Origin of the sequence: Arthrobacter humicola, from assembly GCF_039531445.1 — a bacterium.
In the GTDB taxonomy this organism is placed as follows: Bacteria; Actinomycetota; Actinomycetes; order Actinomycetales; family Micrococcaceae; genus Arthrobacter; species Arthrobacter humicola.
The window spans coordinates 24,270-39,789 of the sequence record NZ_BAAAQB010000042.1 but is presented as its reverse complement, the minus strand read 5'-3'; the positions used below and the strand labels follow the sequence as shown (position 1 = coordinate 39,789).

General features: G+C 67.9%; 15 protein-coding genes. 6 read left to right on the top strand and 9 right to left on the bottom strand.

The window, feature by feature from the left end:
- Positions 1 to 150: 150 nt before the first annotated feature.
- The 5 genes from ABD243_RS19875 to fabF all read left to right on the top strand — a co-directional run bounded on the left by ABD243_RS19875 (position 151) and on the right by fabF (position 5,327).
- On the top strand, positions 151 to 1,395 hold the full coding sequence (locus tag ABD243_RS19875; protein ID WP_116766620.1) for a PucR family transcriptional regulator: 1,245 nt from the start codon (positions 151 to 153) through the stop codon (positions 1,393 to 1,395).
- 87 nt (positions 1,396 to 1,482) lie between these two features.
- Entirely contained in the window at positions 1,483 to 2,412 is a 930-nt protein-coding gene (locus tag ABD243_RS19870) for an ACP S-malonyltransferase (RefSeq protein WP_344368129.1), read from the top strand.
- A complete protein-coding gene (locus tag ABD243_RS19865) occupies positions 2,409 to 3,494 on the top strand; it encodes a beta-ketoacyl-ACP synthase III (RefSeq protein ID WP_344368128.1) in 1,086 nt (361 codons plus the stop codon). The genes ABD243_RS19870 and ABD243_RS19865 overlap by 4 nt, the downstream gene beginning before the upstream one ends.
- A 173-nt stretch (positions 3,495 to 3,667) precedes the next feature.
- Entirely contained in the window at positions 3,668 to 3,913 is a 246-nt protein-coding gene (locus ABD243_RS19860; RefSeq protein ID WP_091256299.1) for an acyl carrier protein, read from the top strand.
- Between the two features lie 178 nt (positions 3,914 to 4,091).
- Positions 4,092 to 5,327: a beta-ketoacyl-ACP synthase II gene (gene fabF / locus ABD243_RS19855; RefSeq protein ID WP_116766638.1), complete on the top strand. Its 1,236-nt coding sequence runs from the start codon at positions 4,092 to 4,094 to the stop codon at positions 5,325 to 5,327.
- Between the two features lie 143 nt (positions 5,328 to 5,470).
- Here fabF and ABD243_RS19850 read toward each other — a convergent pair whose 3' ends face one another.
- From ABD243_RS19850 to ABD243_RS19830, 5 genes are all read right to left on the bottom strand, one after another.
- A complete protein-coding gene (locus ABD243_RS19850) occupies positions 5,471 to 5,974 on the bottom strand; it encodes a DUF3145 domain-containing protein (protein WP_091256295.1) in 504 nt (167 codons plus the stop codon).
- A gap of 462 nt (positions 5,975 to 6,436) precedes the next feature.
- Positions 6,437 to 7,393 (bottom strand): tyrosine recombinase XerC, encoded by a 957-nt coding sequence (locus ABD243_RS19845; protein ID WP_425547259.1) that lies wholly within the window; start codon positions 7,391 to 7,393, stop codon positions 6,437 to 6,439.
- 63 nt (positions 7,394 to 7,456) lie between these two features.
- A complete protein-coding gene (dprA, locus tag ABD243_RS19840) occupies positions 7,457 to 8,644 on the bottom strand; it encodes a DNA-processing protein DprA (protein WP_344368126.1) in 1,188 nt (395 codons plus the stop codon).
- 49 nt (positions 8,645 to 8,693) lie between these two features.
- Positions 8,694 to 10,241 (bottom strand): YifB family Mg chelatase-like AAA ATPase, encoded by a 1,548-nt coding sequence (locus ABD243_RS19835; protein ID WP_344368125.1) that lies wholly within the window; start codon positions 10,239 to 10,241, stop codon positions 8,694 to 8,696.
- On the bottom strand, positions 10,242 to 10,598 hold the full coding sequence (locus tag ABD243_RS19830; RefSeq protein WP_344368124.1) for a YraN family protein: 357 nt from the start codon (positions 10,596 to 10,598) through the stop codon (positions 10,242 to 10,244).
- A gap of 347 nt (positions 10,599 to 10,945) precedes the next feature.
- Between ABD243_RS19830 and ABD243_RS19825 the strand changes: the two genes are divergently transcribed.
- Positions 10,946 to 12,550: a hypothetical protein gene (locus ABD243_RS19825; protein ID WP_344368123.1), complete on the top strand. Its 1,605-nt coding sequence runs from the start codon at positions 10,946 to 10,948 to the stop codon at positions 12,548 to 12,550.
- 166 nt (positions 12,551 to 12,716) lie between these two features.
- Here ABD243_RS19825 and ABD243_RS19820 read toward each other — a convergent pair whose 3' ends face one another.
- The 4 genes from ABD243_RS19820 to lepB (ABD243_RS19805) form a co-directional block, all read right to left on the bottom strand.
- Positions 12,717 to 13,043: a DUF2469 domain-containing protein gene (locus ABD243_RS19820; protein WP_018773443.1), complete on the bottom strand. Its 327-nt coding sequence runs from the start codon at positions 13,041 to 13,043 to the stop codon at positions 12,717 to 12,719.
- Between the two features lie 93 nt (positions 13,044 to 13,136).
- Positions 13,137 to 13,802 (bottom strand): ribonuclease HII, encoded by a 666-nt coding sequence (locus ABD243_RS19815; protein WP_344368122.1) that lies wholly within the window; start codon positions 13,800 to 13,802, stop codon positions 13,137 to 13,139.
- Positions 13,803 to 13,812: 10 nt separating this feature from the next.
- Entirely contained in the window at positions 13,813 to 14,574 is a 762-nt protein-coding gene (gene lepB, locus ABD243_RS19810) for a signal peptidase I (RefSeq protein ID WP_344368121.1), read from the bottom strand.
- Between the two features lie 198 nt (positions 14,575 to 14,772).
- Positions 14,773 to 15,447: a signal peptidase I gene (gene lepB, locus ABD243_RS19805; RefSeq protein ID WP_344368120.1), complete on the bottom strand. Its 675-nt coding sequence runs from the start codon at positions 15,445 to 15,447 to the stop codon at positions 14,773 to 14,775.
- Positions 15,448 to 15,520: the final 73 nt, after the last annotated feature.

Below are 15,520 nucleotides of genomic sequence, written 5' to 3'. Positions count from 1 at the left end.
CCGCCGTCGGCGTTTAACCGGGGTGGCCCCCCGTCTCTCCGGGGGCGGGCCTCACCGCGATCCCGGCGCGGGCCGGTGTGATGCAGGACAACGGCAGTTGTAGCCTTCTCACAAATGGAGCTTGGACGGCGCGCCCCGTATGCTCGATGCATGGCAGAGCCGATCACCACTCCCGAAAAACGCAAGCCGACCTCGCGGGCGATGACTCCGGAGAAGGCTGAGACCCTCAAGAAGCTTCGGGCGAGCGTGGGCCAGTTGTCGACGACGACACTTCGCCAGCTGGAAAAGTCCCTGCCGTGGTACAGCCGGCTGAACTCGGACGAACGCTCCGCCTTGGGCATGGTGGCCCAGAACGGCATCGCGGCGTTCGTGACCTGGTACGAACGGCCGAGTTCGCCGTCGTGGATCCTGTCCGACGTCTTCGGGACCGCCCCCACCGAACTGACCCGCTCCATCAGCCTACAAAAGGCGCTCCAGCTCATCCGGATCGTCGTGGAAGTCGTCGAGGACCAGGTCCCGGTCATCGCCCCGGAAGCGGACCAGGGCGCGCTGCGCGAGGCCGTGCTGCGGTACTCGCGAGAGGTCGCCTTCGCCGCCGCCGACGTCTACGCCCGCGCCGCGGAATCCCGCGGATCCTGGGATACCCGGTTGGAAGCCCTGATTGTCGATGCCATCCTGCGCGGCGAAAACACGGACGCGCTGCGGTCCCGGATCGCGGCCCTGGGCTGGAAGGCGCAGGAACGGTTCACGGTCATGGTGGGGAATTCGCCGTCGGAGCCGAGCGCCAGCTACGTCAGCGAACTGCGCCGCACCGCGGGGCGCTTCGCCGAGGACGCACTCGTGGGGATCCAGGGCGACCGCCTCATCCTCATCCTGGGCGGACTCCAGGACCGGGAGACCGCGTACCTAAAGCTCAGCGAACTCTTCGCCCCCGGCCCGGTGGTGTACGGCCCCGAGGCGGGCTCCCTCCTCGAGGCCAGCGGTTCGGCCCAGTCAGCCTTCGCCGGCCTCACCGCGGCCCGGGCGTGGCCCTCCGCGCCGCGTCCGGTGGCAGCCGACGACCTGCTCCCCGAGCGCGTGATCTCCGGCGACGACGCCGCCCGCCGCTCGCTGGTCAAGAACATCTACCGGCCCTTGCTGGCCGCCTCCAACGGGCTTGTGGAGACCCTGGGAACGTACCTCGAGCTCGGCCATTCGCTGGAGGCCACGGCCCGGGAACTCTTCGTCCATGCCAACACGGTGCGTTACCGGCTCAAGCGCGTGTGCGACGTCACGGGCTGGGACCCGCTCCTGCCGCGGGAGGCGTTCGTGCTCCAGACCGCCCTCGTGGTGGGCCGGCTTTCGACGCCGCCGAAGGCCCCCGCGGAGCGGCAGCCTCCCCGCAACGGGTCCTGAATCGTTGTAGACTTCCTACAAACTGACCCAGTGAGCTTGGTGCATGAAAACACGAATGTTCACGCGGTAATTTGGAAAGCTGGTTACGTGCTTGCAATCGTCTGCCCTGGACAGGGCTCCCAGACCCCTGGTTTTCTGGCCCCCTGGCTGGAATTACCACCCGTCGCAGGCCTCCTGGCCTCCCTCAGCGAAATAGCAGGCATCGACCTCACCGCTCACGGCACCACCTCCGATGAGGAAACCATCAAGGACACTGCCGTCGCGCAGCCCCTGATCGTCGCCGCGGGCCTGGTGGCCGCAAAGTCACTGTTCGACGTCGAACTCAGCACGCTTCCGGTCATCCTGGCCGGCCACTCCGTCGGCGAAATCACCGCGGCCTCGCTGGCCGGTGTCCTGACGGAAACCGAAGCCATGACGTTTGTCCGCGAACGGGCCAACAGCATGGCCGCCGCCGCTGCCGCCACCCCGACCGGCATGAGCGCCGTCGTGGGCGGCGACCCGGCCGACGTCCTGGCGGCCATTGAGGCCTCCGGCGCCACCGCGGCCAACGTCAACGGCGCAGGCCAGACCGTGGCCGCCGGAACGCTGGAGCAGCTCAAGGCCCTGGCCGGGAACCCGCCGGCCAAGGCCCGGGTCATTCCGCTGAAGGTTGCGGGCGCGTTCCACACCTCGCACATGGCCCCGGCCGGCGCCGCCCTGCAGGCACTGCGCCCGTCGCTGCACCCGCGGAACCCCCAAGTGCCGCTGCTGTCCAACTTCGACGGCGCGGAAGTCACCGACGGCGGCGCCGCCGTCGACAGCCTGATTGCCCAGGTCTCCCGCCCGGTCCGCTGGGACCTCTGCATGGAGACGATGGTGCAGCGCGGCGTGACCGGCCTGATTGAACTGGCTCCCGCCGGAACACTCGCCGGCCTCGCCAAGCGCGGCATGCCGGGCGTCAAGACCGTTACCGTCAAGACCCCGGACGATCTTTCCGCGGCCCTGGCCCTATTTGCAGAACTGGAGGGAGGGGCATGAGCGTTCCCACTCTGAAGCAGGCGCCCGTGCAGGAAAACACCCGCATCATGGGTATCGGCGCCTACCGGCCCAGCGTCATCGTGACCAACGAGGACGTGTGCCAGTGGATCGATTCCTCGGATGAATGGATCCGCCAGCGCACCGGCATCATCACCCGGCACCGCGCGCCCGCCGATGTCAGCGTGATCGACATGGCTGAAGGCGCCGCCCGTGAGGCCTTGCAGAAGGCCGGCATCGAGGCTTCCCAGCTCGGCGCCGTGATCGTCTCCACGGTCACGCACCCCTACGCGACCCCGTCCGCGGCCGCGAGCCTGGCCGACCGCCTCGGCGCGACGCCGGCCCCGGCCTTCGACATCTCCGCGGCCTGCGCCGGCTACTGCTACGGCATCGCCCAGGGCGACGCCCTGGTGCGCTCCGGAGCGGCCACCTACGTCCTGGTGGTCGGTGCCGAGAAGCTTTCCGACGTCATCGACAACACGGAACGGACCATCTCCTTCCTGCTCGGCGACGGCGCGGGCGCCGTCGTGATCGGCCCGTCCGACACGCCGGGCATCGGCCCGTCGGTCTGGGGTTCGGACGGCAGCAAGTGGGACGCCATCGGCATGACCCACTCCATGCTGGATATCCGCGAGCTAGCCCTGACCGGCAAGCGCGGCGCCGCTGTCAGCGCCGAGGAAGCCGCCGTGACGGACGCCTCCCTCTGGCCCACCCTGCGCCAGGACGGCCAGACCGTCTTCCGCTGGGCCGTGTGGGAGATGGCCAAGGTGGCCCAGCAGGCCCTGGACGCTGCCGGCGTCACGGCTGAGGACCTCGCCGCCTTCATCCCGCACCAGGCCAACATGCGAATCATCGACGAGATGGCCAAGAAGCTGAAGCTGCCCGAGACCGTCAAGATCGCCCGCGACATCGCCGACGCCGGCAACACTTCCGCGGCGTCCATCCCCCTTGCCACCCACCGCCTGCTTGAGGAAAACCCCGAGCTCAGCGGCGGGCTGGCGCTGCAGATCGGTTTCGGAGCCGGACTGGTCTTCGGCGCCCAGGTGATAGTGCTTCCGAAGGTAGCCGCCGCCTTCCCGAACTGAATACGTTTCACCTGTTTCACCATTGCAGAGCATGAGGTTCACTATCTGCCCCCAAGCTCTGCACAGCACGCATTTCCCGCACCAAGCCGAATCCCTCGGTTTGAATCATTTCCGCCCCCGACGGCCGGCATTTCACCGGCAGCCTAGGGCAACAACTAGAAAAGGAGCCATCAATGGCTAACAACGAAGAGATCCTGGCCGGCCTGGCTGAAATCGTCAACGAAGAGACCGGCCTGGCCCCGGAGGCTGTCGAACTGGACAAGTCCTTCACCGAAGACCTGGACATCGACTCCATCTCCATGATGACCATCGTGGTCAACGCCGAAGAGAAGTTCGGCGTCCGCATCCCCGACGAAGAGGTCAAGAACCTCAAGACCGTCGGCGACGCCGTGAGCTTCATCGCCAACGCCCAGGCCTAAGTCTGGCTTTCCGCCGGCAACGGCGGACCCGGTGGCCGGTCCGGGCGTTCCAGCAGCGCCCGGACCGGACCGCCAGCACCACCATCAAGTGCACGACCCCAGTGATTTCCCCACGCAGGCCCCGGCCATCCCCTTCACGGTTCCGGACACGGCAGGCGCACCGACAGAGAGTGATCCCATGGCACGCAAAGTAGTCATTACCGGGCTGGGTGCCACCACACCCATCGGCGGCGATGTCCCCACGATGTGGAAGAACGCGCTCAAGGGCGTCTCCGGCGCGCACACGCTTGAGGACGACTGGGTGGCAAAGTACGAACTGCCCGTTCACTTCGCCGCACGCGCCTCCACCCCGGCCCTTGAGGTCCTGAGCCGTGTCGAAGCCAAGCGCATGGACCCCTCGACGCAGTTCGCCGTGGTTGCCTCCCGCGAGGCCTGGGCCGACTCCGGGATCACCGAGATCGACCACGACCGCCTCGCCGTGGCCTTCGCCACCGGCATCGGCGGCGTCTGGACCCTCCTGGATGCCTGGGACACCCTGCGCGAAAAGGGCCCCCGCCGCGTCCTGCCCATGACCGTTCCGATGCTGATGCCCAACGGCCCCGCCGCCGCGGTCAGCCTCGACCTGGGCGCCCGTGCCGGCGCCCACACCCCCGTCTCCGCCTGCGCATCCGGCACCGAGGCCGTCCACATGGGCCTGGACCTGATCCGCTCCGGCAAGGCCGACGTCGTCGTCTGTGGCGGCGCCGAGGCCGCGATCCACCCGATGCCGATCGCCGCGTTCGCCTCCATGCAGGCCCTCTCGCGCCGCAACGACGATCCCGAGCACGCCTCGCGCCCCTACGACCGCGACCGTGACGGCTTCGTCATGGGCGAAGGCGCCGGTGCCCTCGTGCTCGAAGCCGAGGAACACGCCCTGGCCCGCGGCGCCCGGATCTACGCCGAACTCGCCGGTACCTCGGTCACCGCCGACGCCTACCACATCACCGCCCCGGACCCCGAGGGCCTCGGCGCGACCCGCGCGCTGAAGGCTGCCATGTTCGACGGCCGCATCCAGCCCGAAGACGTGGTGCACGTCAACGCGCACGCCACCTCCACCCCGGTCGGCGACAAGCCCGAGTACACGGCGCTCAAGGCCGCCCTGGGCAAGCACGTGGACAGCGTGGCGGTCTCGGCCACCAAGTCGCAGATGGGGCACCTGCTAGGCGCCTCCGGTGCGGTGGAGGCCGTGCTGACCGTCATGGCCGTGTACGACCGCAAGGCGCCGGTGACCATCAACCTCGAGAACCAGGATCCGGAAATCCCGCTCGACGTCGTCACGACGGCCCGCGACCTGCCCGCCGGCAGCATTGCGGCGCTGAGCAACTCGTTCGGCTTCGGCGGACACAACGCCGTGATCGCGGTACGCAGCGTGTAGTTGCCGCACGGCCCCGGCTGAATGACGGCTGGCCCGAATGACAGATGGCGGCAATGTTCCTCGTGGACATTGCCGCCATCTGTGTTTGGCGCCTAGCTATGGAAGTGCTGCGGTGGTGCGCCTGGTGCTGGGCCGGGCGGGCCCTAACCGACCTGGTGGAGCCAGCGCACGGGGGCGCCTTCGGCGGCGTGGCGAAACGGCTCGAGTTCCTCGTCCCAGGCCTCACCCAGGGCGAGCGAGAGCTCGTGGTAGACGGCCGAAGGGTCGCCGGCACCGGATTCGTAGGCGTACCGGATGCGGTCCTCGGAGACCATGATGTTGCCGTGGACGTCGGTGGTGGCGTGGAAGATCCCCAGTTCCGGGGTGTGTGACCAGCGTCCGCCGTCGACGCCCTGGCTCGGCTCTTCGGTCACTTCATAGCGCAGGTGGGCCCAGCCGCGAAGAGCGGACGCCAATTGAGCCCCCGTGCCCGGCGTACCGGTCCACGACAGCTCGGCCCGGAACATTCCGGGCGCGGCAGGCTGCGGGGTCCACTCCAGATCCGTCCGCTTGTCCACGACAGACCCTATGGCCCACTCGACGTGGGGGCACAAGGCAGTCGGGGCCGAGTGAACGAACAACACACCGCGGGTCAGTGCAACAGACATTCCATCCTCCATAGCTGTAGGTACGTCTTCCCCAACGACCTCTGCCTGGATGTCTGTCTGTTGCGCGGATCCGAAATTGTGCCGGCGGTCCCTGCCAGACTACTAATATACAACCGGGTTCGAAGCTGGGACGTGGTGCATTCCAGCTTCAAGTTCAACTTGAAACTTCCCGGGCGTGAGTTTTATTCTGCCCTACCCCTCCTAATTACGCCAGTGCGATTCGGCGCGTCCTTTTCGGCGCGCCGAATTCGTCTCCGGAGACCGCGAGGGGAGCGCCCGGCGGGGCGGATCACGGGGCTGACGGGGCGGCCGCCGGGGCTGACGGGTCGGCCGCCGGGGCTGACGGCGAAGGGCTGCGGGGCGGATGAAGGGGCCCGTGAGGAGGCTGGCGCCGTGGCTGCTGTCACTCCACGCGGCGGCCCCTGTACCGGAGGGCACGGACGTCGCGCTGGAAGCCGGGGATCAGGCCCGGGGGTGCGCCTGCTGGTAGCTTTGCCGGAGCCTCTCCACGGACACGTGGGTGTAGATCTGCGTGGTGGCAAGGCTGCTGTGGCCGAGGATTTCCTGCACGGCGCGCAGGTCCGCCCCGCCGTCGAGCAGGTGCGTCGCAGCGGAGTGCCGCAGCGCGTGCGGGCCGGTGGCTGCGGTGTCCCCCAGCCTTTCCAGCATGTCCTTGACCACGCTGCGGACCTGGCGCTGATCCACCCGGCCGCCGCGCGCGCCCAGGAAGAGCGCCGGGCCGCTGGACCCGGTGGCGAGGGCCGGCCGGCCCCGACGGAGCCAGTCATCTACGGCGAGCGCCGCCGGAAGCCCGTAGGGCACCGTGCGTTCCTTATTGCCTTTGCCGAGTACCCGCAGGGTCCTGCGGTCCGGATCGAGGTCATCCACATCCATCCCGGCCAGCTCCCCGACCCGGACGCCCGAGGCGTAGAGCAGTTCGAGCATGGCGCGGTTGCGCAGGGCCAGCGGTTCCCCCTCCGCGGAGGCGGCTTCGGCAGCGTCCACGAGCCGCTGTACCTGTTGCTGGTGCAGGACGCCGGGCAGGGACTTCTCCCGTTTCGGGGCCTTGAGCCGCAGCGCTGGATCGGCGTCGATCAGCTCCTCGCGGACGGCCCATGCGGTGAACGCCCGGGCGGTGGCGGCGCGGCGGGCCAGCGTGGCGCGGGATTTGCCGGACTCACTCTGGGCACCAAGCCAGCGCCGCAGGGTTCCGAGTTCCAGCCCGGCCAGGTCCTGGATCCCTTCGGTCGCGGCATGGGCCAGCAGGCTTTCGACGTCGGAGAGATACGCCCGCACCGTATGGGCCGACCTCCCCCGCTCAGCTTCCAGGTAGCGGCCGAAGCGTGCGGCGGCGCCGTCGAGTGCGGCGGGGAGATCCTGTGTAGACACCCTCCTACTGTGGCAGTATTCCGGGGGCATTCTCAGGAGCCGGGCGGCGAGCCGCGGCATACCGGCCGCTGCATGCGGGCGTCGGCGGCCATGTCAGGTCGCTTTCCCGGAGCGTTTCCAGCCGCCGTGCCGGGATTCGGCCAGCCCCAGCAGCCCGAGCCGGCCAAGTCCGGCACGGACCGATTCCACGCTCAAGCCGCCCACTACGGCCAGCTTCTCGACCGAGCTCGTGGTCCGCAGCGGCAACGCATCGAGCAGGATCAGGTCCTCGAGGGTGAGGCCGTCATGGACTTGTGTCCGGCCGGCCTTGTCCGGGGGCAGGGCCTCACCACTCGGGGAGGCGAGCTCGGCGATTTCCGTCGCGTCCGTGACGCACACGGCCCCGCCTTCCCGAAGCAGCCGGTGGCAGCCGGCGGAGTTGGCGCTGTGGATGGATCCGGGCACGGCGCCCACGGCTCTGCCCAGGCTTTCGGCGTGGTGGGCCGTGTTGAGGGCGCCGGAGCGCCACCTGGCCTCGACCACTACCGTGACGGAGGCCAAGGCCGCAATGAGCCGGTTCCGCTGGAGGAACCGGTAGCGGGTGGGTGCGGATCCGGGCGGGACTTCGGCCAGGACTGCGCCGTGGTCCGCCACGGCCCGGAGCAGGTCCTCGTTTCCGGCGGGATAGAAGCGGTCCACGCCCCCGGCCATGACCGCGATGGTGGGCAGGGCGCCCGTGCCTCCGGCCAGCGCGGCCCTGTGGGCGTGGGCATCAATCCCATAGGCGCCGCCGGAGACGACGGTGAAGCCGCGCTGGGCCAGGGAGTACGCGAGGTCACCTGTCACCGAGGCGCCGTAGCTGGTGCTGTCCCGGGAGCCCACCAGGGCGATGGCTTTGGCCGCGGGCGGCAGCTCCTGCTCGACGCCGCGCCACCACAGGCACACGGGCTCCTGGAGTCCGAGGTCGGCCAGCTGCCGGGGCCACAGCTCATCTGAGGGGATGATGATCCGTCCGCCGAGCCGGCGCATGGTGGCCAGGTCCCGTTCCGGTGCGAGGTCGGGGATGCGCGGCGCCCAGCGCTGCAGCGCCCCGGCCAACCCTGACCAGCTGCTGCCGGAGCCGCTCTCTTCCAGGATCTCGGTGATCTCCCGTTCCAGCTCGGGACCGGCGGCGAGCTGGCCGCACGCGATCCTCAGCGCGTCCTGCGCTCCTGCGGCCTGCACCAGGGCCAGGGCCGCCGCGTCCTGAGGCTCGAAGAGGCGGGACAGTGCGGCCCGGGCGGTTCGTTCGTCGTCGCTCATGGTGCTTCCTTTCGCGTGGCGTGGGGGGGATGCTGGGTCGTGCCCGGGCTCAGGGAGCCGCCGTCGCGGCCTGGCGGAGGCCCAGCGCCTGGCCGACGTCGTCCGTGTCCGGGACGTCGTGCCGGGACAGGTCCGCCAGCGTCCACGCGAGGCGCAGCACGCGGTCGTAGCCGCGGGCTGTCAGGACTCCGCGTTCCAGGGCGTAGTCCAGGACGCGCGTGGTGGGTGCACTAAGCCGCAGGGCCCCGCGGAGCAGCCGTCCCGGCACCTGCGCGTTCGTTTCAAGTCCGAAGGGCAGCAGCCGCTCCAGCTGACGGGCCCGGGCCGCGCGGACGCGCTCTGCGATGCTCGCAGTGCCTTCCTCGGCCGCGGGCTGGCCGAAGCCGGCGAGCGAGACGCGCTCCACTTCGAGCTGGATGTCCACCCTGTCCAGCAACGGGCCGGAGAGCCGGGCCTGGTAGCGGCGGCGCATGGTGGGTGTGCAGACGCAGTCCATTCCCTTCCCGGTGGCCTTGCCGCAGGGACAGGGGTTGGCCGCGAGGACCAGCTGGAACCGGGCGGGATAGGCCGCGGCCCCCGCCGAGCGGTGGATGACCAGCTCGCCGCTTTCCAGCGGCTGCCGCAGGGCGTCCAGGACGCCGCGGTCGTACTCGGGGGCCTCATCGAGGAAGAGCACTCCGCGGTGCGCGCGGGACGCTGCCCCGGGGCGCGGCAGCCCTGACCCGCCGCCGATGATGGCCACCGCCGTCGCGGTGTGGTGCGGGTTCTCGTAGGGCGGCCGGCGCAGCAGCTGCACAGATCCCGAGGGCAGCGAGCACAAGGAGTGGATGGCGGTCACCTCCATGGCCTCGGTGTCGCCCAGGTCCGGCAGGAGGCCGGGCAACCGCTCGGCCAGCATGGTCTTCCCGGCACCGGGCGGCCCCGTCAGCAGAAGGTGGTGTGCACCCGCGGCGGCCACTTCCAGGGCCCGGCGCGCCGCGGCCTGCCCGGAGACATCGCACATGTCCGGCGCCAGTGCGGGACCGGTGCCGGAATCAGGGCTGTCGGCGTCCTCGGGCTCGGGCTCGAAGTCCAGGGCGAGGTCCTGCGGATCCGCGCCGCAGTCGAACGCGAGTCTGGCCAGCGTGGCGTAGCCGCGGACCCGTGCGCCCGGGACGAGTTCGGCCTCGGCCACGTTGGCCCTGGCCACCACGACGTCCGGGTAGCCGGCCCGCACCGCGGCCATCACCGCCGGAAGGATGCCCCGCACGGGCCGCAAACGGCCGTCCAGGCCGAGCTCGGCGATGAAGACGGTGCGGCCGGTGGACCGGATGTCATTCGCCGCCAGCAGGACGGCCATGGCAATGGCGAGGTCGAAGCCCGAGCCGCGCTTGGGCAGGGACGCCGGAATCAGGTTGGCCGTAATTTTCCGGCGGCTCAGCGGGATTCCCGAGTTCTGGGCGGCGGAGCGGATCCGTTCCTTGGCCTCGTTGAGCGAGGCGTCCGGCAGTCCCAGGATCACGAACGCCGGCAGCGTCTGGCCGATGTCTGCCTCGACCTCCACGATGTAGCCGTTGAGGCCCACCAGGGCGACCGAATAGCTCCGGCCCAGCCCCACCTAGCCCACCCCCTTGAGGTGTTCGACGGCGGGCTCGCCGGTGCCGTCGTCAATCACGGCGATTACGTCCACGCGGCAGGGCGGCGCGCCCAGCCCCTGGACATGGCACCACGCCGACGCCAGGCGGTGGAGCCGGGCCAACTTGTCCGCGCCGACTGCCTCGAATGGATGGCCGTACGCGAGCGATTTACGGGTTTTCACCTCGGCGATGACCAGGGCGTCGCCGTCGAGCGCGACAATGTCGATCTCACCCTCAGGGCAGCGCCAGTTACGTTCCAGCACTCGCATACCGAGCGATTCAAGATACCCGGCCGCGAGGTCCTCCCCGCGCCGGCCCAGCACATCCTTGGCTCTCATGCCTCCAGCGTGCCGCGCCCCAGCTGGGTGGCACAGGGTGTCTGGCGGCTATGTGGAAAAGTCCGGTCGCTCCGGACACAGCGAAGAGGCCTCGCAGACCTCGCCGGTGCGGGACAAGGCCGCTGTGACGACCACCGACGTCGTGTCCATAGCGACGCATCGCCGGGGTACGAGAGTCACGCGCCGGCAGGTTCTCTCACCATTGAAAGCTCAATTTGTGGCTCAGCGGGCCTGTCCCTAGGCTTGCAGCAGACAAGCGATCACTCGACCTTCGCCGAGCGTGAACGTAACTCCGCAATATATTTCTCGTACAGCGAGGCATTGCGTCACGGTGCGGGGTTGAAGGATTGCAAAAAAACTTTTCATGGCCGACAGAAAGCAGCAATGTGCTGACAGTGGATTTAACTCGCGTAGCTCCCTCGCTCCATAACCGCTATGTGCTGCGGCTCAGGGACCGTATTTCAAAGGAAAGCCGGAGTCTAAAAGTAATAGCCGGCAACCAGCTCGAAATATCCAACGACGCCCTACCCGGTCCGGCGAATCAAACGGTTGCCTGGGTGGACGAGATTTACCCAGACGGAGAATCTAAACCGTTAACTCCCCGCGTCCGCGTGGACGCCCTGAAGCACGTCGCGCAACTTGAGCGCTGGCTGCGCCAACCCGCTCAGGCTGCGACACACGCAGAGGCTGCAAGAATGCTGGAGACGCTTACGACCTGGGAGTGTTTTGGTGACTCCGAATGGCAAAGCCGGCTTGTGCGCATCGTAAACGATGTGCTTCGGAGGCTTCAGCGGATACATCGCATTCCGTCGCACAGCCGCTTGGCGCTTCTCTGCGAGCTGTACCCGCTACAGGCCGCCTATTCTGACTCGGTGCCCGGAAATGTGATGGTCAGCCTGACTGTCATGAAAGAATTGCACGCGGTTCTGGAGCGACATGGAGCTTCGACTCAGCGGGAGATTTTCCACGTCACGTCGCCCTCCGAGGGCCCGGTCTCTGATTCCCTAAGGGCTGACTTGCGCGATCTTCTCGAGACGTCCTTGGCCTTCAATAATCCGAGCACGTCATCTCGTATGATGCGCGGTCAGGTTCTGAGTGTTCTTGAAGGCAGGACCGCGGCCCTTAGAGAATTTCGAGCCGCTCTCTCGTCCGGCCAGCAACTGGTGAAGTCCCTCTACCTTGACATGGGAAGCTTCACATACGGGCTGCCGGAAACAATTGCAGGTGCGAAGAACGTGCCGATCGCTTGGCATGGGGCCGAGATCCCTGAGGCAACGACGGGAACCATCCTCTATTCAGCCAACATAGAATTTCTCCGCCGCTACATGGCACGAATTCTTTTTTACGCCTGCGCGGAACCTGAGCTCCATCTTCACTTCCACCTCGTCGCTTCGGACGCTGAAGCTCGGGCCTTCATCAGGGAAGCAGAAGAGCTCTCAAGGACAATTCATGGGTTCAGCCATCGAACCTCGATGCCGCCAAGCCTCTCGTGGTCATCTTCCCAACTTCCCGCGGAAGTTGGCAACCCAATCACATACTTCGCATGCGCACGTTATCTGGTCGCAGGGCAAGTTATGGACAAGTTCGGGACCGATGTGTGGGTTCAGGATGTCGACCTCTACCCGACTTCCCCCATATCTCAGGCAGGCACAGCTCTATCCAGGTTCGACGTCGTCCTGGCGGCATCGTCGGGTATCAATATGCTTGCGCCTTGGCGTCGGTACATTGCCAACAGCGTCTACATATCTCGATCCGAGAAAGGGCGAGCATTTGCCAAGAACGCGGCCCAATACATTTCAGCTTTCCTTGACGAACCCGATTCATGGATGCTGGACCAAAACGCACTGGATTGGGCCGTTGAAAAGGCGCCAGCCGGCACTTCCATTGGAAACATGCGGGCTCTGGATATCCAACTCACCCAGTCGGCTATGAACGGCTCCATCGAGTCCTAACCGTTCGGTGCCCCGTCGCCCACCACAACAGACGGGGCACCGTCGTCATCCGATCTCGGGGCTCAACACCCGCGATGTCCCGACCGCGAAGCAAGAGTCTGTGGCGGAAGAGTCGCGGAAACCGGCCTGGCAGCCGCGGCGGCTGCCGCGAAAGTTCCCGCGGGGATCAGTTGCCGAGGTCCTCGACCTTGGGCAGGGCCAGTTCCTCACTGCGGGGCAGTTCCTCGACGTTGACGTCCTTGAACGTGATGACGCGGACGCTCTTGACGAACCGGGCGGAGCGGTAAACGTCCCACACCCAGGCGTCCTGCAGTGTGAGGTCGAAGTAGACCTCGCCGTCGGCGCTGCGGGCCTGCAGGTCTACGTGGTTGGCAAGGTAGAAACGCCGCTCGGTCTCGACCACATAGCTGAACAGCCCGACGACGTCGCGGTATTCGCGGTAGAGCTGTAGCTCCATGTCGGTTTCATAGTTTTCAAGGTCCTCGGCACTCATGGTTCCATCTTGCACCATCCGGCGCCGGCCGCGCGCCACAAGTCCGGTCCGCGCCGGCCGTCGCGATGGGGACGGGAGTGCGGCCGCGGCACGCTAGAGCAGCTGCCAGCTGACCCTGTGGTACGGCGTGGGACCGGCGGCACGGAGCGCTTCCTTGTGCGCGGCGGTACCGTAGCCCTTGTTCTCGTCCCAGCCGTAGCCCGGGTATTCGATGTGCAGCTCGCTCATCATCCGGTCCCGTTCCACCTTGGCAAGGATGCTGGCCGCGGCGACGCTGAGGCACTGCATGTCGGCTTTCACGAGCGTGTGCACCGGGGCGTCGCAGCCGGGGTCGGCGGGAGCCTCGTCAAACAGGGAGGGCTGGAGATCGGGCGAGAGCCAGTTGTGGCTGCCGTCGAGCAGGACGACCTCGGGCCGGACGCCGGCGGCGAGGACAGCGCACCAGGCGCGGTTGCCGGCCAGCCGGAGGGCGCCGATGATACCGAGCTCGTCGATCTCGTTCGCGGACGCGTGTCCGACGGCGGACGCGACGCTCCAGTCCCGGACCACCGGCACCAGCCGCTCACGGTCGGCGACCTTGAGCAGCTTGCTGTCCCGGACATCGGCCAGGAGCTTCTGCCGTTGCAGGTCGACGACGGCGATCCCCACACTGACGGGGCCGGCGAGGGCACCGCGGCCGACCTCATCGATGCCCGCGAGCAGCCGCGCGCCGGAGCGGCGGAAGCGGCGTTCGTAGTCGAGGGTGGGGGCGTCGGACATGGCGGGCGGCTTACTTTCCGGCCGGGGCGGGCACGCTGCGGAACACGCCCGGATAGTTGTCCAGTGCCGAGATCCTGTTCAGCGGCCAGGCGATGACGGCGGCCTGGCCTTCGATGTCCGACTCGTTGACGAATCCGCCGTTGGTGTCCATGTGGGCGCGTGAGTCCGCGGAGTGGTTGCGGTTGTCGCCCATGACCCAGACCTTGCCGGCCGGCACGACGACGTCGAAGTCACGGACCTGGGGAATCTCGGCGGGATTGATGTACTTCTCATCCAGCGGCGCGCCGTTGATGGTGAGCTGTCCGCCCGCGTCGCAGCAGACCACGTGGTCGCCGGGGAGCCCGATGACGCGCTTGACCAGGTGCTGTTCGGAGTTGTCCGGGAGCAGGCCGACGAACGTCAGCCCGTCCTGCACCCAGGTGAAGGGGCCTTTCGTCTTCTGGGCTGCGGGGGCGAGCCAGCCCTGGCTGTCCCGGAACACCACGACGTCGCCGCGCTGGAGGGCGATGGGCTGCGGCACGAGGAGGTTGACGAAGATGCGGTCGTTCACGTCGAGGGTGTTGACCATGGATTCGGAGGGAATGTAGAAAGCCCGGAACAGGAAGGTCTTGATCAGGAAGGACAACACGACCGCCACGACGACCACAGTGGCCACCTCCTTCAGCCACAGGAAGAGCGGGCTGCGCCCTTCACGGGCCCTGGCCCGCTTGGCCCGCCGGGAGGACTTCCCGGCGTGGGCAGGACCGGCAGGCCGCTCCTCGTGGGCAGCCACGGCAGCCCCGCCAGCGACGGCACTGTCAGAATCAGGCCGGTCAGAACCAGGCCGGTCAGAACCAGGCCGGTCAGAATCAGGCCGGTCCGCGCGCGGCGCTCCGCCGCTGGTGTCCTGCTCGTCGGGGATCGCCGAGGAGGTCACCCGGGGTAGGTCCTGGCCCTGCGGATCAGGAGTGCGCGGTTCGGTCTCGGGCATCTACTGTCCGTTCGTCGTCGTCGTTGTCGCAGCCGGTTGGGGCCGCGCTACTGCTGCAAATCTATCAAGCGGCCAGATGATCTGTACCGGCCGGCCGATGACGCGTTCCCGCGGCACCATGCCGCCGCCGGGGGCGCCGAGGAGGCTCCGGGAATCGGCAGAGAGGGAACGGTGGTCCCCCATGAGCCACAGCCGCCCGGCCGGCACCTCAACACTGAACTTCATTTCACTCGGGGTGTCCCCCGGGTACACATAGGGTTCCGCAACTTGCTGGCCGTTGACTGTGAGCCGGCCGTTGGCGTCGCAGCACACCACGCGGTCTCCGGGCAGGCCGATCACACGCTTGACGTACGTGGTGTCGCTGCCGGCGAGGCCAAGCCAGCGTCCGGCTTCGGCGAGGGCGTCCACCACGGGTCCGTTGCCGCTGTTCAGCGGGGCGAAGGAGCCGCGCCCGTCGAAGACCACGACGTCGCCCCGGTTCAGGGACTCAGGGCCGGTCCGCTCCACAAGGATCCGGTCACCGGTGAGCAGGAGCGGTTCCATGGACGCGGACGGGATGTAGTAGACATCCACCCACAGCGAGCGGACCACGGCGCTGATGGCCACCGCGAGCACCAGGGCCAGCAACGCAAAACGCCAGCCCGGTTTCCTGGGCTGGCGTTTTGGCTGTTCCATGTTCCGTATCCCTTGGCGCTGTCGTGAACTAAAGTGCGCTGTTGCGGATAGCTCCGGCGGCACGCCGGGCACG